Source organism: Pseudomonas sp. 2(2015) (assembly GCF_000955865.1).
Taxonomy (GTDB): Bacteria; Pseudomonadota; Gammaproteobacteria; order Pseudomonadales; family Pseudomonadaceae; genus Aquipseudomonas.
Genome location: NZ_JYOF01000002.1, coordinates 70,222 through 88,198, shown reverse-complemented (window position 1 = coordinate 88,198; position 17,977 = coordinate 70,222). Strand labels below are relative to the sequence as shown.

Here is a 17,977-nt window from a genome sequence, read left to right as displayed (position 1 = left end):
CTTGTCGGGAGAGAGATACACAATGGCACTCATTAGCATGCGCCAGATGCTGGACCACGCCGCTGAATTCGGCTACGGCGTTCCAGCTTTCAACGTCAACAACCTCGAGCAGATGCGCGCCATCATGGAAGCCGCTGACAAGACCGACTCCCCGGTGATTGTCCAGGCCTCGGCCGGTGCCCGCAAATACGCCGGCGCGCCGTTCCTGCGCCACCTGATCCTGGCTGCGATCGAAGAATTCCCGCACATCCCGGTGTGCATGCACCAGGACCACGGCACCAGCCCTGACGTCTGCCAGCGCTCGATCCAGCTGGGCTTCAGCTCGGTGATGATGGACGGCTCGCTGGGCGAAGACGGCAAGACCCCGACTGACTACGACTACAACGTCCGTGTTACCCAGCAAACCGTTGCCATGGCTCACGCCTGCGGCGTTTCGGTTGAAGGCGAGCTGGGCTGCCTGGGTTCGCTGGAAACCGGCATGGCCGGTGAAGAAGACGGTATCGGCGCCGAAGGCGTACTGGATCACAGCCAGATGCTGACCGATCCGGAAGAAGCTGCCGACTTCGTCAAACGCACTCAGGTCGATGCCCTGGCCATCGCCATCGGTACCAGCCACGGTGCTTACAAGTTCACCAAGCCGCCTACTGGCGACGTGCTGGCGATCGACCGCATCAAGGAAATCCACAAGCGCATCCCCAACACCCACCTGGTGATGCACGGTTCGTCCTCGGTACCGCAAGAGTGGCTGGCGATCATCAACCAGTACGGCGGCGACATCAAGGAAACCTACGGCGTGCCGGTTGAAGAAATCGTCGAAGGCATCAAGTACGGCGTGCGCAAGGTCAACATCGACACCGACCTGCGCCTGGCGTCCACCGGTGCCATGCGTCGCTTGATGGCCACCAACCCGAGCGAATTCGACCCACGCAAGTTCTTCGGCGAAACCGTCAAGGCCATGCGCGACGTCTGCATCGCCCGTTACGAAGCCTTCGGCACTGCTGGTAACGCCTCGAAGATCAAGCCGATCTCCCTCGAAGCGATGTTCCAGCGCTACGCCAAAGGTGAGCTGGCCGCCAAGGTCAATTAAGCCTGAACAGAAAAGCCCGCAGCGATGCGGGCTTTTTTGTGCCTGCGCGCCAGGAAGGCAATGCGCATGGCCCGGACGGACAGACCGTTAGTCGGCTAACAGGCCATTCCGCCCATGATGGCAATGTGCTGACTTCAGATTTATGGCAGCCGGGTCTAGAGTTACGCACAGATTTCAGCCGAAGCCCGGCATTGGTGCCTTAAGAGAAGCAGCATGGATTGCGCGCAACCTCAGTCACACGATAGCGGCTCAGTACTGCTGGTCGTTGACGATTATCCGGAAAACCTGATCAGCATGCGGGCCTTGCTGGCCCGCCAGGACTGGCAAGTACTCACCGCGAGCTCGGGGACGGAAGCCCTGAGCGCGCTGCTCGAACATGAAGTGGACCTGGTGCTGCTCGATGTGCAGATGCCGGGCATGGACGGTTTCGAGGTTGCCCGCCTGATGCGCGGTAGCCAGCGTACGCGGTTGACGCCGATCATCTTCCTCACCGCCAACGAACAGTCCCAGGCCGCTGTGCTCAAGGGCTATGCCAGTGGTGCGGTGGATTACCTGTTCAAACCCTTCGATCCGCAGATCCTCAAGCCCAAGGTTCAGGCCCTGCTCGAGCAGCAGCGCAACCGGCGCTCGCTGCAGCGCTTGAGCCGCGACCTGGAAGCGGCGCGGGCGTTCAACGCCTCGGTGCTCAACAATGCCGCCGAAGGCATCCTGGTGGTGGGCGAAAAGGGTGAGATCAGCTTTGCCAACCCGGCCATTTCGCAATTGCTCCAAGCCCCGGTCGAGCTGCTGCAAGGTGCCAACCTGCTGGATTTCGTGCAGTCGCCGGGGATGACCTTGTGGGCCGAATCGGCGTTCTACCAGGCCTACCTGGAGCGGCAGATCTTCCGTATCCACGATGCCCTGCTGCGTACCGCCGGCGGCCAGCCGGTGCCGGTAGCGCTGTCGTGCTCGCCATTGACCGACGGCCAGCGCGCCATGGTGGTGACGGTGCTGGACATGTCGGTGGTGCGCCACCTGCACCAGCAACTGGAGTTTCAGGCGGTTACCGACCCCTTGACCGGGCTGCTCAACCGCCGTGGCTTCTACCAGGCCGCTGAAAGCGCCCTGGTGCGTAATGAGCGCAGCGACAAGACCCAGGCGCTGATGTACCTGGACCTGGACGGTTTCAAACGTATCAATGATTTTCTCGGCCATGAGGCCGGCGACCGAGTGCTGCATTGGGTCGCCGAGCAGCTCAAGGATTGCCTGGGCGCCAATGCGATCCTGGCGCGCATGGGCGGCGATGAGTTCACCGCCTTGTTCGATGCCCTGGAATACCCCGAGCAGGCGGCGCGTTTCGCCGAGGGGGTGATCGAGCGCATGTCGATCTGCCAGCAGATAGAGGGCATGGAAGTGACCCTCGGCGTGAGCATCGGCATTGCCACCTACCCCGATTGCGGCGCCAACCTCGACGGCCTGCTGCGCGCGGCCGACGCTGCGATGTATGCGGCCAAGCAGGCCGGGCGCCAGCAGTATCGCTACTACGACCAGGACCTCAATGGCCGGGCGCGCTCGCGGCTGATGCTCGAAGATTCGGTGCGCAGCGCCATCGAGCACAAGGATTTCAGCCTGGTCTACCAGCCCCAGGTGGCATTTGCCGACGGCCGTCTACGCGGCTTCGAGGCGCTGCTGCGTTGGCAGCACCCCAGTGTCGGCGACGTGCCGCCGGGGTTGTTCCTGCCCTTGCTGGAAGAGGCGCGGCTGATTTCGCGCCTGGCCAGCTGGATATACGCCCAGGGCGCGGCGCAGCGGCGTGACTGGCAGGAATGCTTCGAGCCGACACTGGTGCTGGGCATCAGCCTGAGTCGCGTGCAGTTCGCCATGCCCAACCTGGCCGAGGAACTGGGCCGGGTGATCGCCATCCAGGGCCTTGATCCGGCGCAGTTGGAGGTCGAGGTGGCCGAGACGTCGTTGATGGTCAATAACGACGTGGCTTTGAAACAGTTGCACAAGTTGCGCGAGCTGGGCGTGCGCATCGCCCTCGACGATTTTGGTGCGGGCGATTGTTCGCTGCGGCTGCTGCGCGACCTGCCAATCGACACGCTTAAACTCGACCGCCACCTGGTCGCACGCTTGCCCGGCTCGCAAGCGGACGCGGCGCTGGTGCGTTGCGTCATCGACCTGTGTCGCCAGTATGCAATCAGCGTGATCGCCGAAGGTGTCGAAACCCTCGATCAGGCGCACTGGCTGCAGGCCAACGGCTGCGAATATGTGCAGGGCTTTTTGGTGGCGCGACCGATGACTGCCAGTGATGCCGGGGCGTTTCCGGGCTTTTTTGCCTGGCAGCAGCTGTAGTTGGGTACACTGGCGCCTTTACCGTCAGCCGTTTTGCCCATGACCGTGCTCAAGTACCTGCAAGCCTATCCGCCCGCCCTGCAAGACCAGGTCCGCCAGTTGATTGCCAGCAATCGCCTGGGCGACTACTTGCAGCAGCGCTACCCGGACCGGCACGCGGTACAAAGCGACAAGGCGCTGTACAGCTATGCCCAGGCGCTCAAGCAGGAGCACCTGCGCAACGCGCCGAACCTCGACAAGGTGCTGTTCGACAACCGCCTTGACCTCACCCACCGCGCGCTCGGCCTGCACACGGCGGTGTCGCGGGTGCAGGGCGGCAAGCTCAAGGCCAAGAAGGAAATCCGCATCGCTTCGTTGTTCAAGGAGGCGGCGCCGCAGTTTCTGAAGATGATCGTCGTGCACGAACTGGCGCACCTGAAAGAGTCCGATCACAACAAGGCGTTCTACCAGCTCTGTGAATATATGCAGCCGGGCTACCATCAACTGGAATTCGACTTGCGCGTTTACCTGACCTACCGCGAGCTGCCCGCCAGCCTGTAGGCCCTGAGGATTTGCCAATGGAAGTGAGCAAGACCAAGAGCAGTTTCTACCGCCGGCTGTATGTCGCCTGGCTGATCGACAGCCAGACTGCCAGCACCGTCCCGGCCTTGATGGAAGCCACCGGCATGCCGCGGCGCACCGCCCAGGACACCATTGCCGCCCTGGCCGACCTGGACATCGTCTGTGAGTTCGAGCAGCAGGCAGGCGCGCGCAATCATGCCGGGCACTACCGGATTCGCGACTGGGGGGCGATCGACAAGCAGTGGATCACCCAGCATTTGCGCAGTGTTCGCGAGGTGCTGGGGTATCCCTGAGGGCCCCATCGCTGGCAAGCCAGCTCCCACAAGGTTCTGAGTGACTCCTGTGGGAGCTGGCTTGCCAGCGATGGGCTGCGCAGCAGCCCTGAATTTCAGCCGCGACGCATACCGATATGCGGGATATCGTCTTCCAGGTATTCCTCTCCCGCCACCTTGAAACCATGGCGTGCATAGTAGCCCTGCAAGTGCGCCTGGGCTGACAGGTACACCGGCACTTCAGGCCAGTAATGCTCTGCGTACTTGAGCCCATGCTCCATCAGTTCATGGCCCAGTCCACGACCACGTGCCTGGGGGGCGATCAGCACCCGGCCTATGACCACGTCACCGCCCTGGGACTGTGGATCGAGCAAACGCAGGTACGCCAGCAACTGGTCACCTTCCCAGGCCATCAGGTGGCAGGTGTCGCCTTCCAGGTCCTGGCCATCGACTTCCTGGTAGGCACATTTCTGTTCGACCACGAACACTTCGGTACGCAGTCGCAGAATGGCATAGAGTTGTTCCTTGCCAATGTCACTGTGGTGTTTGCAGATCCAGTCGATGGCCATGGGCGTCTCTCAAGCGGTTGATAGCCCTGATCATGGCAGACTGCGCGGCGAGGGTCTAATTGCGCCAGGTCAATACAGGCTCGAAGTCGACCGGAATAGAGGCCATTTGATATCATTTGCCTCTGCCCGATTACTTCTTCTTTGTGTAACCTGCGATGGCTGATAGGCACTGAACATTCTCAAGCAGTTGAAATCAACGGCGCGAACCAGGGGTTCGCTAAAGGATTTGAGCATGCGGCCATTGCTTCGAGTCTTGGCTTCAATGGGAATACTGCTACTGCTGAGCACATCGGCGCAGGCCACCCGGCTGCGGCTGGTGGCCGACAGCTGGCCACCGTTCACCGATGCCAGCATGGCCAACGGCGGCCTGGCCACGGCCATCGTCACCACCGCCCTGACCCGTGCCGGCTATACCAGCCAGTACGAGCAGGTGCCCTGGGCCCGGGCGCTGCTGGGGGTGGGGGAAGGCCGCTACGATGTGCTGGTCAACGCCTGGTACAACGACTCGCGTACACAAATTGGCCAGTTCTCCGCCAGCTACCTGACCAACCGGATCCGCCTGCTCAAGCGCAAAGGCGATGCGCTGCGCTTCAATGCCTTGAGCGACCTCCATCCGTTCCCTGTCGCCGTGGTGCGCGATTACGCCTACTCGCCCGAGTTCGACAGCGACACCCAGTTGCAGAAGGTTCCGGTGCGCAGTTTTTCCGTTGCTGTCGGCATGCTCGCCGCCGGGCGTGTACGCCTGGCGCTGGAGGATGAGTTCGTTGCCGGTTATTACCTCAAGCGCGAACCGAAAGAGGTGCGTGAGGCGGTGGAGTTCTTCGACAAGCCGGTCAGCGAGAACAGCCTGCATATCCTCGTCAGCCTGAAGAATCCCGAGCACCAGCAGATCGTCGCCGGTTTCGACCGCGCCATTGCCCAGATGAAAGCCGATGGCAGTTATGCCCGGCTGCTCAAGCAGCACGGCCTGTAATCAGGCCGGCGCGCTGTCCTTGATCAGGTGTGCGGCGAGGGTGCGCAGTGGCGCCAGTTGCCGGCAGATCAGCGCCAGCTGGGTTTGCACCAGGCGCTGGTTTTCGTCGAGCTCTTCGGGCATCTGCTCAAGCTCATTGGCCAGGGCCTCTTCGGCATCACTGTGGATCGCCACCGGCAACTTGCTGGCCAGGCCTTCGGCGATTTCATCCAGGCTGCTGGCCAGGCTGGCCCCGGCGCCATCGATCAATTGCTGGCGAACCTCGGCATCCAGCGTGCTATCGCGGTGCGCGCCGAGGCCCGACAGATAACTGAGCAGGGTGTGCGACAGCACCAAAAAACGGAAACCGACGTCGGCCTCCTTACGAAAATGCCCCGGTTCCATGAGCATGTTGGCCAGGGTGGTCGACAGCGCTGCGTCGGCGTTGTGGGCGTTGCGCCGGGCCAGGCGGTAGGCGAGGTCGTCGCTCTTGCCCTGGGCGTACTGCTGCATGATCTGGCGCAGGTAGGTGCTGTTGCAGCTCAGGGTATTGGCCAGCACCTTGTTCAGGCGCCGGCCCTGCCAGTCCGGGAGGAACAGGAATACCGCGAGGATGGCGATCAGGCTGCCCACCAGGGTATCGAACAGGCGCGGCAGGAACAGCCCGTAGCCATCGCCGATCTGGTTGAAGCAGAACAGCACCATCAGGGTGATCGCTGCGGTTGCCAGGGTGTAGCGGGTGGTGCGGTTGACGAAGAACACCACCCCGGCGGCCACGGCGAACAGTGACTGGATGATCGGGCTGGGGAACAGGTCGAACAACGCCCAGCCGACGGTCAGGCCGATGCCCGTACCGATGATCCGTTGCACCAGCTTGCGCCGCGTGGCGCCGTAGTTGGGCTGGCAGACGAACAGGGTGGTGAGGATGATCCAGTAGCCCTGGGTCGGGTGAATCAGGTGCACCATGCCATAGCCGATCGACAGCGCCAGAGGCAGGCGCAGGGCGTGGCGAAACAGCAACGAGGTCGGCGTCAGTTGCTGACGCAGGCGGCTCCAGACGTCCTTGAAGTTACGCGGCGAACGGTCGAGCAGGCTGCTGTCGCTGGCATCGGCAAGGTTGTCGGGGTTGCTGGCATCGCTGAGCAGGCGGTCGAGGGTCGCCAGGTTTGCCGCCAGCGCCCGCAGCGAACGCAGCAGGCCACGCCAGGCCGGGTTGCTCTGGATGCGCAGGTGTTCGAGCGAGGCGTGCAGGTCTTCCAGGGCCTGGGCGAAGCTGGTGTCATAGGTGAACGGCTGGCGCAGCTGGATGGATTCGGACAACTGCTGGCACGCAACGCCCTGCTGGCGCAGCAGGCGCTGGCAGCGGAACAGCACGTCGCTGTGGAAAAAGGCTTCGGTCAGGGCGTTGTAGGGGTAGTGCGAAGAACTGGCACGCTCATGGATGTCCTGGGCCAGGAAGTACAGCTTCAGGTAGCGGCTGACCTTCGAGCCAGGCCGGCCATTGCCGACCCGGTGCAGGATGATCTCCTTGGCCGCATTCAGTGCGGCCACCACCCGGCCGTTCTGCTGCGCCAGTTCCAGGCGCCGGGCTTCGACATCCAGCTGGCGGATCGGCTCGAACAGGGTGGCCTTGAGCTTGAGGTAGCGACCCAGTTCGCGGAACAGCCGGGCCAGGCTCTGCTGCACCGGCTGGTTGGAAAACAGCGCCTGCCATAGCACTGAAAGTAGGCCGTACCAGGCGGCGCCGGCCACCAACAGCAACGGCTCGTGCCAGAAGTCAGTGACTTCGCCGCCGCGCTGGTCGACGCCGATCATGGTGTACACCGACAAAATCAGCGTCGCCGAGGCAATCGCGCCGTAGCGCTCGCCGAGCGCACCGAGCATGGTCAGGGCAAAGCTGGCCAGGGCCAGGGCGCAGCCGAAGATGATCGGGTAGGGGAACAGCAACTCCACCGACAGCGCGGCAACCGTGAAGCACACCAGGGTCACCGCCAGGGCATTCAGGCGCCCCTGCCAGCTGTCGTCGGTCTCGGCCAGGGCGCTGGCGATAATCCCCAGAAACAGCGGGATCAGCAGGCTCATCTCGTCCTTGTACCAGCACAGCAGCATGCTGCCGGTCAGGGCGATGAGAACGCGGATGGCGTAGCTGAACTTGTCCAGGGCCCAGAGGCGGCGCAACGATTGGCTGAACGAGGAAGATGACATGTCGGGTCGGCAGGCCTTGGGCGATGATCGAAATTGAGCCAGTCAGATGGCAGCGGTGTTACCGCCGCCATCTGACCAGCAAAATTTGTTCCTTGATGCGCTGATTCTACCGCGAAGGTTAGACGAACTGCGCGGCCGCGTACGCCGAGGCCCAGGCCCACTGGAAGTTGAAGCCGCCCAGGTGGCCGCTGACGTCGAGCACTTCACCGATGAAGTACAACCCCGGGCTTTTCAGCGACTCCATGGTTTTCGACGAAACCTCGCGGGTATCGACGCCGCCCAGGGTTACCTCGGCGGTGCGGTAGCCCTCGGTACCGGCCGGCACCACCTGCCAGGCCCCGAGCTTGTCGCTGACCTGGGCCAGTTCTGCCGGGGTGTACTGCTTCATCGGTTTGGAGACGAACCAGTGCTCGGCCAGCAGGTTGGCCATCTTCTTGGTGAAGATCTCGCCGAGCAGGGTCTTGAGCTCGCTGTTGGGGCGCTCGGCTTGCTGCTGTTGCAGCCAGCTCAGGGCGTCGTGCTCGGGCAGCAGGTTGATCTCAACCGTGTCGCCGGCCTGCCAGAACGAAGAAATCTGCAGGATCGCCGGGCCGCTCAGGCCGCGGTGGGTAAACAGCAGGTTTTCGCGGAAGCTGCTGGCGTTGCAGCTGGCCACGCAATCCACCGAGGTGCCCGACAGTTCAGTGCAGATCGCCTTGAGCTGCGGCTCGGTGATGGTGAACGGCACAAGGCCTGCACGGGTCGGCAGCAGGGTGTGACCGAACTGGCGGGCCACCTGGTAGCCGAAGCCGGTGGCGCCCAGGGTCGGGATCGACAGGCCGCCGGTGGCGATGACCAGCGACTGGCACTGGAACTGGCCGGCGCTGGTTTCCAGCAGGTAGCCGCTGTCGAGTTTTTCGATCTGCTCGATGCGGGTGTCCATGCGCAGCTCGGCGCCAGCGTTGTCGCACTCGTCCAGAAGCATGCCGAGGATGTCGCTGGACTTGTTATCGCAGAACAGTTGGCCGAGCTTTTTCTCGTGGTAGGGCACGCCGTGCTTGCCGACCATCTCGATGAAGTCCCACTGGGTGTAGCGGGCCAGGGCCGATTTGCAGAAGTGCGGGTTGTGCGAGAGGAAATTGCTCGGCTCGGTGTACATGTTGGTGAAGTTGCAGCGGCCACCGCCGGACATGAGGATCTTCTTGCCCGGTTTGTTGGCGTGGTCGAGCAGCAGCACCTGACGGCCGCGTTTGGCGGCGCTCAGGGCGCACATCAGGCCGGCGGCGCCAGCGCCGATGATGATCACTTCGGTGGAACGCACTGCAAAATCCTCGAGAATTCGGTGGTGAAGCGATCGCGGGGCAAGCCCGCTCCTACAGGGAGGGTGTGTAGGAGCGGGCTTGCCCCGCGAAAAAAGTAATCAGACGATCCGCACCCGCAACGAGCGGCCCTTGATCTTGCCGCTGTTGAGTCGCTGCAGCGCCTGCTTGGCCACCGCGCGTTCGACGGCGACGAAGGCCTGGAAGTCGAAGATGGCAATTTTGCCGACCTGGGTGCCCGGCAGTCCGGCATCGCCGGTCAGGGCGCCAAGAATGTCGCCAGGGCGCAGCTTGTCCTTGCGCCCGGCAGCGATGCACAGGGTGCTCATGGTCGGCAGCAGCGGTGCACCATTCTGGGCCTTGAGGCTGTCCAGCTGTTCCCAGCGCAGGGCGGCCTTCTGCATGTCTTCGATGGCCTGGGCGCGATGGCCTTCGGCCGGGGCCACCAGGCTCACCGCCAGGCCTTTCTCGCCGGCACGGCCGGTACGGCCGACGCGGTGCACGTGGATCTCGGCATCGCGGGCCAGCTCGACGTTGATGACCATGTCCAGGGCGTCGATATCCAGGCCGCGGGCGGCGACATCGGTGGCTACCAGCACCGACAGGCTGCGGTTGGCGAACAGGGTCAGGACCTGGTCGCGGTCACGCTGCTCCAGGTCGCCATGCAGGGCCTGGGCGGCGATACCCTTGGCCTGCAGGTGCTCGACCAGCTCCTGGCACTGCTGCTTGGTGAAGCAGAACGCTACGCACGACTGCGGGCGGAAGTGCCCGAGCAGCTTGCTCACCGCGTCCATGCGCTGTTCCGGGGTGATCTCGTAGAAGCGCTGCTCGATCTGGCTGTCGGCGTGCTGCGACTCGACCTTGACGGTTTGCGGGTCGCGCATGAACGCCGAGGCCAGTTGCTTGATGCCGGCCGGGTAGGTGGCGGAGAACAGCAGGGTCTGGCGGCGCTTCGGGGTCTGGCCGATGATGTCGGCGATGGCGTCGTAGAAGCCCATGTCGAGCATCCGGTCGGCCTCATCGAGCACCAGGGTGTTGAGGCCATCGAGCACCAGGGTGCCTTTGCTCAGGTGCTGCTGCACGCGGCCCGGGGTGCCAACGATGATGTGCGCGCCGTGCTCCAGCGAAGCGATCTGCGGGCCCAGGGAAACGCCACCGCAGAGGGTCAGGATCTTGATGTTGTCTTCGCTGCGGGCCAGGCGGCGCAGCTCTTTGGCCACCTGGTCGGCCAGCTCGCGGGTCGGGCACAACACCAGCGCCTGGCAGCCGAAGTAACGCGGGTTGAGCGGGTTGAGCAGGCCGATGCCGAAGGCGGCGGTCTTGCCGCTGCCGGTCTTGGCCTGGGCGATCAAGTCCATGCCCTTGAGCATCACCGGCAGGCTCTGGGCCTGGATCGGGGTCATCTGGGCGTAGCCGAGGGCGTCCAGGTTGGCCAGCATGGCGGCGGACAGCGGCAAAGTGGCGAAGGCGGTGGCAATGGTGGTCACGAGACTGGCCTGCAAAACAAAATGTCGCGCAGTGTACCAGCCTCATGGCCTTTAGCCCTAAGGCTCGATCTCCGGTTCCGGACGAGGGGCACGCCTTCCGTCCGCCCTGGACAGCTGCATGAAGATCGCCGCCGCCAGCATGGCCATCAGGCCGATGGTCACAAAGGTCAGCTGGAACGCCCCGAGGGTGCTCTCGACGCCTTCGGCACTGCCCGCTGCGGTAAAACCGCCAAGCAGGGCGCCGGCACAGGCCACACCGAGGCTCAGCGACAATTGCGCGACCACCGACAGCAGGCTGTTGCCGCTGCTGGCGCTGTTGTCGTCGAGATCGATCAGGGTCACGGTGTTCATTGCCGTGAACTGCATCGAGTTGACCGCGCCGAGCAGGCCTAACTGCAACAGCAACAGGGCGTAGGGCGTATGTTCGTCGACCAGCCCCAGGCTTGCCAGCAGCAGGCCCAGCAGCAGGGTATTGCCGGTGAGAATGTTGCGATAGCCGAAGCGCTCGATCAGCGGCCGGGCAATCGACTTGGCGACCATCGCCGCCGCGGCCAGGGGGATCATGCTCATGCCGGCCTGGGACGGTGAGTAACCCAGCGCCACCTGCAGCAGCAGCGGTACCAGGAACGGCAGGGCGCCGCTGCCCAGGCGGGCAAACAGGTTGCCGAGGATACCCACTGAAAAGGTCCGGGTGCGGAACAGTTTTGGCGAAAACAGCGGGTTGTCGACGCTGCCGGCGCGCAGCCAGTAGGCGGCCAGGCAGGCCATGCCGGCAAATAGCAGCAGCATTACCCGCAGGTGCGGCAGGTGCAGCTCGCCCAGGCCTTCCATGGCAATGGTGATCAACACCATTGCCGCGCCGAACAGCACGAAGCCGATGCCGTCGAAGCGGGTACGCTCAGAGCCGCGCAGGTCGGGGATGAACTTCCACACCGCATAACAGCCGATGGCGCCAACCGGCAGGTTGAGCAGGAAAATCCAGTGCCAGCTGAGAATTTCCACCAGCCAGCCGCCCATGGTCGGGCCCAGCAACGGCCCGAGCAGGCCGGGGATGGTGATGAAGCTCATGATCCGCACCAGCTCCGAGCGCGGATAGGCACGCAGCACCACCAGGCGCCCGACCGGCAGCATCAAGGCACCGCCCAGGCCCTGGATCACCCGTGCCGCTACCAGCATGCCGAGGCTGCTGGCCAGGGCGCAGAGCAGCGAACCTAGGCTGAACAGGAGGATGGCGCCGAAGAAGATGCGCTTGGTGCCAAAGCGGTCGGCAATCCAGCCCGAGGCCGGGATCAGCAGGGCCACGGTGAGCATGTAGGCGATGATCACCGACTGCATGCGCAGCGGGTCTTCGGCCAGGTCGCGGGCCATGGCCGGCAGGGCGGTGTTGAGGATGGTGCCGTCGAGCGACTGCATGAAAAAGGCGATGGCCACCACCCAGGGAATCCAGCGGGCGGTGGTCGGGTCCAGCGGGGCGCGGTTGGGCATGGGCATCTCTACAAGGTCGAGGGCCTCATCGCCGGCAAGCCGGCTCCCACAGGGACAAGTTCACACAGACCCTTGTGGGAGCTGGCTTGCCAGCGATCGGGGTTATCACAACGTCAACGTCAGGCGTTGGACCAAAGCTCCCGGCAAATGGCTCGAACTGGTCTGGCGCTGGCCGTAGGTGCTGGTCGACAGAATCAGCTCGCGTTCGGTCGTCAATGCCTCCAGTTGCGAACCCAGCAAACTGTAGACGCTGTCGTCAAAGCGCATGGTGCTCACCGGTGCCTGGATCTCGCCGTTCTCGACCCAGAAGGTGGCGAAGCGGGTCAGGCCGGTCATGCGCGCAGCGGGCAGGTCCGAGTAGTTCAGGTACCAGAGGTTGCTGATGTACAGGCCGGTGCCCAGGCGGGCGAGGACTTCGCTCTGCGCAAGCTCGCCGCCGGCCATGCTCAGCGCGCATGGCGACTCGTAGCTATCGGCACCGTTGGCCGTCAGTTCGAACTCGGCGGCGCTACGGGCGCAGATCAGCCGATCGTGGGCCCGGCCCTGGTCAATCAGGCGCAGGTCGCTGCGCACCAGGCCCTCGTCCGAGAACGACGGGCTCAGAGAACCGCTGACTTGTTCGCTAATGTGGACCATCGGGCTGAGGCTGGCATCGGTGCTGGACAGGCGTTGCAGCGGGCTGTTCTTGGTGGCGATGGCCTGGGCCGAGAAGCCGCCCCAGCAGAGCATGCCCATGATCTCGTCCAGCGCTGCCGGTGCCAGGTAGGCGCGGTATTGGCCGGGGGCGAGTTTTTTCAGCGGGCGGCCGAGGTAGTCGAGCTGTTCGCGGGCCTGCTGCAGGCGCAGGGCGAAGGCTTCGCCGTCCCAGGACTGGCCGGCATAGTTGGCTTTGACCGCCTCGCCGTTGCTGTGGAACAGGCTCCAGTCGAAGTTGAAACTGTTGGCCTGGTGCCAGCCAAAGGCCCCGAACGAGCTGGCAAAACCCCGGCAGATCGGGCCCGCGGCGTAGATGCCAACCAGGTCCAGATCACCCGCGCCTTGTTCGATCTGCGCCAGCACCGCAGCGCTGTCCGGCAGCACTTGATCCTGCACGCTGTGGCTGTGCCAGGCGCTGTCGTTGAGTTGCAGGTAAGGATCGGGCTCAAGCAGCGGCAGGGTCTGGCGCAGTTGCTCCAGGGCTTGTTGCAGGCGCAACTGATCGACCTCGGCGTCGTTGCCGAGGGTGAACTGCAGCTCGGCCTGGCGCCCGTCGGCGACCAGCTTGAGCACGCAACTGGCCTGTTGCACTTCGCCGGCCTGGCGCACCCTGGCGTGGTTGAAGCGGATGAACTGCGAGTGCTCGCCGCTGTAGCTCAAGGTGAAATGCTCTGGCGCGCACACCGCGTCGCGCAGGCTGGCGACCAGGTGCTGGAAACTTTGCAGTGGGGTGGCAGCCATCAGGCGTCTCCTCCGAATACGTCGATCTGGCTGAATACGCAGGCGGGGGAGGCGTGGCCCACGCGTACCACCTGGTTCGGCTCGCCCTTGCCGCAGTTTGGCGTGCCCAGTACCTGCAAGGTGCTGGCGTCACCGACGGCGCTGAGATTGCCCCAGAACCGGGCGGAGATGCCGCGGTAGTTGGGGTTCTTGACCACGCCCTTGAGCTCGCCGTTTTCGATCAGTTGGCCCCATTCGCAGCCGAACTGGAACTTGTTGCGCGCATCATCAATCGACCACGAGCGGTTGGTGCGCATCAGGATGCCCTGCTCGATACCGCCGATCAGTTGCGCCAGGGTCTTGTCCCCCGGCTCGATGTTGAGGTTGGCCATGCGGTCGATCGGTGCGCGGTTCCAGCCGCAGGCGCGGCTGTTGGCCACCCCTTCAAGGCCGGAACGGAACTGCGACAGGGCACCACCGAGCGGGCGGACCAGCAAACCGTCCTTGATCAGGTACTGCTTGTGCGCAGCGCTGCCGTCATCGTCGTGGCTGTAGCTGGCAAGCTCTTCGCGGATCGACGGGTCGAAGGTCACGTTGAGCAATTTCGAGCCGTACTGCAGGCTGCCGAAGTCGCTGGCTTTGACAAAGCTGGTGCCGGCGTAATTACGCTCGTCGCCGAGGATACGGTCCATTTCCAGCGGGTGGCCGATCGATTCGTGGATCTGCAGCATCATCTGGTCGGGCATCAGCAGCAGGTCGCGCACACCACTGGGGGTGTTCGGCGCCAGCAGCAGTTGCAGGGCCTGCTCGGCGACTTTGGCCCCGGCACCCACCAGGCCGCAGCGCTCGATGACGTCGAGGCCGCCCTGCTGGCCGAAGTTCTCCCGGCCCAGGGTGCGGGTCTGGCTGTCCTGGCCGTCGAAGGCGGTGGTGCTGAAGCCCGGGTAGATAAAGCGCTGGGCCTGGCGCAGTTCGGCGCCGGCGGTGTTCAGGTAGATCTGCTCGATAGTGCTGATGCCAAGGCTTGCCTGCCAGTTCACCAGGCGGCTGTCGTCCGGCACGCTGGCAGATTCCTGGGCAAGCAGGGCGTAGCAGTCGGCCAGGGACGGGAAGGCTTGCTCAAGGTTGGGCGAGCAGTAATCGGCGCGGCCGGTGGCCAGTGGTTGCTCGCGCAGGTCGAGCAGGGCGCGCCCGGCGATTTGCCGGGCCAGTGCCTCAGCCTGCTCCAAGGCACGCTGCAAGCCGGCTTGCGAGAGGTCGGCGGTGGCGGCGTAGGTTTCTACGCCATTGACGCGCACGGTGAGCATCGCGCCTTCGTCGCGGCTGAGAAACGGCGGCTCGGCGATATTCTTGCGCACCGACAGGTGTTGCTGGCTTTGTTGCACATAACGCAGGGAGAAAAATTCGCCACTGCTGCGCAGGGCGGCGAAGCGCTGGCGCAGCAATGCGGTCAACTCGAACATGCGGGAACCTCCGTGTGCGCGGTGGTTCCCCCTCAGAACCACTCGTCGTGCATGCTCAGGCAGGTATCGTCACGGGCCGCGAGCAATGCCAGCTCATTATGGCAGCCCGGCACTTCCCAGGTCAGGAAATAACGCGCGGCCTGCAATTTGCCCAGGTAGAAGTCGCGATCGGCCGGGTTGCCCCGGGCCAGGCCTTGTTCGGCGTGGATTGCCTGCTCCAGCCAGCGCCAGCCGATCACGCAGTGACCGAAAGCCTTTAGATACAGCGCCGAGTTGGCCAGGGCGGCATTGACCTGGCCCTGGGCCAGATCGCCGAGCAGGCCGAGGGTCACTTCCTGCAGGCGATTGAGCAATTGCTCCAGCGGTACCCGCAGACGATCCAGGCTGCTGTGCGGATGGGCTTGCGCGCAGGTGCTGGCGATCAGGCGGACCAGTTGCTTGAGCCCGGCACCACCGTTCTGCGCCAGCTTGCGCCCGAGCAGGTCCAGCGACTGGATGCCGTGGGTGCCTTCGTGAATCGGATTCAGGCGGTTGTCGCGGTAGTACTGTTCGACCGGGTACTCGCGGGTGTAGCCATGACCGCCGAGAATCTGGATGGCCAGCTCGTTGGCCTTGAGGCAAAACTCCGAAGGCCAGGACTTGACGATCGGCGTCAGCAGGTCGAGCAGTTCATGGGCCTGCTGGCAAACCGTATCGCTTTCGCCGCTCTGGGTGTCATCGAACAGCCGCGCGGCGTACAGGCCCAGGTCGAAGGCGCCTTCGACGTAGGCCTTCTGGGTCAGCAGCATGCGCTTGACGTCGCTGTGATTGATGATCGGCACGGCAGCGGTGGCCGGATCCTTGTTGTCTGGCAGGCGCCCTTGCGGACGCTGGCGGGCGTACTCCAGCGAGTACAGATAGCCGGCATAACCAAGCATCACCGCGCCCATGCCGACGCCGATACGCGCCTCGTTCATCATCTGGAACATGCAGGCCAGGCCCTGGTGTGGCTTGCCCACCAGGTAGCCGACGCACTGGCCGTTGTCGCCGAAGTTCAGCGCCGTCGAGGTGGTGCCGCGCCAGCCCATCTTGTGGAACAACCCGGCCAGCAACACATCGTTGCGCGGGCCGAGGCTGCCGTCGGCGTTGACCAGGAACTTGGGCACGATAAACAGCGAAATGCCCTTCACCCCGGGCGGCGCATCGGGCAGCTTGGCCAGGACCATATGCACGATGTTCTCCGACAATGGATGGTCGCCGCCGGAAATGAATATCTTGTTGCCGCGCAGCCGATAGCTGCCATCGCCGGCTGGCTCGGCGCGGCTGCGAATATCGGCCAGGGACGAGCCAGCGTGCGGCTCGGTCAAGGCCATGGTGCCGAAGAAGCGGCCTTCGATCATCGGTTGCAGGAACAGGCGCTTCTGCTCGTCGCTGCCAAAGCTCTCAATCAGGTTGGCGGCGCCCATGGTCAGGAACGGATAGGCCGTGGTACCGGCGTTGGCTGCCTGGAAGTGGGCGAAACAGGCTTGCGAGAGCAAGGTCGGCAACTGCATGCCACCGGCTTCGAAGTCGCGGCTGGCGTTGAGAAAGCCGGCTTCAAGGAAGGCATCGACCGCAGGCTTGACCTCGGGGATCAACAGCGCTTCGCCATTTTCATAGCGTGGCTCGTGCTCATCGCCCTTGCGATTATGCGGGGCGAAATACTTCTCGGCGATGGTCCGCGCAGTGCTCAGAGCGGCATCGAAGGTTTCGCGGTTGTGCTCGGCAAAGCGCGGGCGTTGGGTCAGGGCCTCGGCATCGAGCACTTCGTAGAGTTCGAAGGCCAGGTTGCGGGCACTGAGCAGAGTCTCGGACATGGCGGCATTCCTGTCTGGGGATGGGCCGAGTCTAGGTAGTGACGTTGCTACTGCACAGTGAAATAGATGCGGGTGATGGCAAGGCACAAGGCGTTTGGGAATGTTCGTACCCTTGCTTCGGAGCCAGAGGGCAGATCTGTGATGCACGAGCAGGCTTAGATAGTCGGCCCATTACCGAAGGCCGTAGCCATGACCACTAACAGCACCGCTTCGATGAGCCCTGATCTCTCTGATGTTCCAGGCAGGGGGCCAATGTTCTTCGTCGTATCGATCAGAAAGATGATCGTGATGAACCTGTTCACCTTTGGCTTTTATTGGGCTTTTTGCCATTACCAAAGCTGGGCGCTCTACCGGCGGGAAACCGGGGAGCGAGTGTTACCGCTGGTAAGAAGCATCTTCGGCATTCTGTTTCTTTACAGCCTGCTGAGCAGGGTCGATCGGCAATTACACCTGTCTGGTCGTAGCTACAGGTGGTCACCGTTCTGGTTGGTATGCGCCTTGATCCTGCTGACAGCGCTCTCGTTGTGGGCAAACCAGATGATGGAGCTGGCGCCGCTGCCGTTGTTGAGTGCGGTATTGGCTATGGATGTCGTGATTCTTTGGGTAATGGCCAGGATTCAGAGGGCGATAAACACCTGCGTAGGCGACCCGAAAGGCCAGTCTAATTCCCGCTTGTCACTCCTGAATTGGGCCTGGATGTCGGTCGGGATTCTGGTTTGGATAGTGCTGGTGTCTTTTCTCGTGGTTTTGCTGGCAGGTTTTTTCATCGGGATCTTTGTTGATGTCTGAGGCCTTCGGTCGTCAGCCTATGAATCAGCTCCCACGTATGACCCGGTTTTGGTGGGGTGGGATGGATGCATTTTTTATAGTCTTTTATGTCCAGGGTAGTATTCGTGGCGGTCAGATCCCCTGGTTTTCGTCATTGCTTCCGAGGTCGTGAAGGCGGGTAGCCTGGGGTGGCTGGTGCGTCATCAACGTGCGAAGTTTCTGGGCTAGAAAGCATCGCGGGTCAA

14 protein-coding genes are annotated in these 17,977 nt (G+C 63.4%); 6 read left to right on the top strand and 8 right to left on the bottom strand.

Features of this window, described 5'->3' with window-relative positions; translation table 11 throughout:
• Positions 1-22 precede the first annotated feature (22 nt).
• From fba to UB48_RS01970, 4 genes are all read left to right on the top strand, one after another.
• Positions 23-1,087, top strand: a complete 1,065-nt coding sequence (gene fba, locus UB48_RS01985) for a class II fructose-bisphosphate aldolase (RefSeq protein WP_043863595.1) — start codon at positions 23-25, stop codon at positions 1,085-1,087.
• 213 nt (positions 1,088-1,300) lie between these two features.
• Positions 1,301-3,421: a bifunctional diguanylate cyclase/phosphodiesterase gene (locus UB48_RS01980; RefSeq protein WP_045193807.1), complete on the top strand. Its 2,121-nt coding sequence runs from the start codon at positions 1,301-1,303 to the stop codon at positions 3,419-3,421.
• Positions 3,422-3,460: 39 nt separating this feature from the next.
• On the top strand, positions 3,461-3,961 hold the full coding sequence (locus tag UB48_RS01975; protein WP_045193804.1) for a YgjP-like metallopeptidase domain-containing protein: 501 nt from the start codon (positions 3,461-3,463) through the stop codon (positions 3,959-3,961).
• Between the two features lie 17 nt (positions 3,962-3,978).
• On the top strand, positions 3,979-4,275 hold the full coding sequence (locus UB48_RS01970) for a helix-turn-helix domain-containing protein (protein WP_045193802.1): 297 nt from the start codon (positions 3,979-3,981) through the stop codon (positions 4,273-4,275).
• 95 nt (positions 4,276-4,370) lie between these two features.
• On the opposite strand, the gene UB48_RS01965 is transcribed toward UB48_RS01970, so the two are convergent.
• Complete coding sequence (locus UB48_RS01965) at positions 4,371-4,823, bottom strand: GNAT family N-acetyltransferase (protein ID WP_045193801.1); 453 nt, start codon at positions 4,821-4,823, stop codon at positions 4,371-4,373.
• A 232-nt stretch (positions 4,824-5,055) separates the two neighbouring features.
• Between UB48_RS01965 and UB48_RS01960 the strand changes: the two genes are divergently transcribed.
• Positions 5,056-5,796, top strand: a complete 741-nt coding sequence (locus tag UB48_RS01960; protein WP_045193799.1) for an ABC transporter substrate-binding protein — start codon at positions 5,056-5,058, stop codon at positions 5,794-5,796.
• On the opposite strand, the gene yccS is transcribed toward UB48_RS01960, so the two are convergent.
• The 7 genes from yccS to UB48_RS01925 form a co-directional block, all read right to left on the bottom strand.
• A complete protein-coding gene (gene yccS, locus UB48_RS01955; RefSeq protein ID WP_045193797.1) occupies positions 5,797-7,980 on the bottom strand; it encodes a YccS family putative transporter in 2,184 nt (727 codons plus the stop codon).
• Between the two features lie 118 nt (positions 7,981-8,098).
• The gene (locus UB48_RS01950) at positions 8,099-9,280 is read right to left on the bottom strand and encodes an NAD(P)/FAD-dependent oxidoreductase (RefSeq protein WP_045193795.1); all 1,182 of its coding nucleotides are present in this window, start codon (positions 9,278-9,280) and stop codon (positions 8,099-8,101) included.
• Between the two features lie 99 nt (positions 9,281-9,379).
• Complete coding sequence (gene dbpA / locus UB48_RS01945; RefSeq protein WP_249744453.1) at positions 9,380-10,717, bottom strand: ATP-dependent RNA helicase DbpA; 1,338 nt, start codon at positions 10,715-10,717, stop codon at positions 9,380-9,382.
• A 105-nt stretch (positions 10,718-10,822) separates the two neighbouring features.
• Positions 10,823-12,250 carry a multidrug transporter subunit MdtD gene (mdtD, locus tag UB48_RS01940; RefSeq protein WP_045193794.1) on the bottom strand — a complete coding sequence of 476 codons (1,428 nt, stop codon included), beginning with the start codon at positions 12,248-12,250 and terminating at the stop codon, positions 10,823-10,825.
• Positions 12,251-12,355: 105 nt separating this feature from the next.
• Entirely contained in the window at positions 12,356-13,687 is a 1,332-nt protein-coding gene (locus tag UB48_RS01935; protein ID WP_045193793.1) for a TldD/PmbA family protein, read from the bottom strand.
• Positions 13,687-15,129: a TldD/PmbA family protein gene (locus UB48_RS01930; RefSeq protein ID WP_045193792.1), complete on the bottom strand. Its 1,443-nt coding sequence runs from the start codon at positions 15,127-15,129 to the stop codon at positions 13,687-13,689. The genes UB48_RS01935 and UB48_RS01930 overlap by 1 nt, the downstream gene beginning before the upstream one ends.
• 32 nt (positions 15,130-15,161) lie before the next feature.
• On the bottom strand, positions 15,162-16,964 hold the full coding sequence (locus UB48_RS01925; protein ID WP_045193791.1) for an acyl-CoA dehydrogenase: 1,803 nt from the start codon (positions 16,962-16,964) through the stop codon (positions 15,162-15,164).
• 189 nt (positions 16,965-17,153) lie between these two features.
• Between UB48_RS01925 and UB48_RS01920 the strand changes: the two genes are divergently transcribed.
• Positions 17,154-17,753 (top strand): hypothetical protein, encoded by a 600-nt coding sequence (locus tag UB48_RS01920; RefSeq protein ID WP_156160158.1) that lies wholly within the window; start codon positions 17,154-17,156, stop codon positions 17,751-17,753.
• Positions 17,754-17,977: the final 224 nt, after the last annotated feature.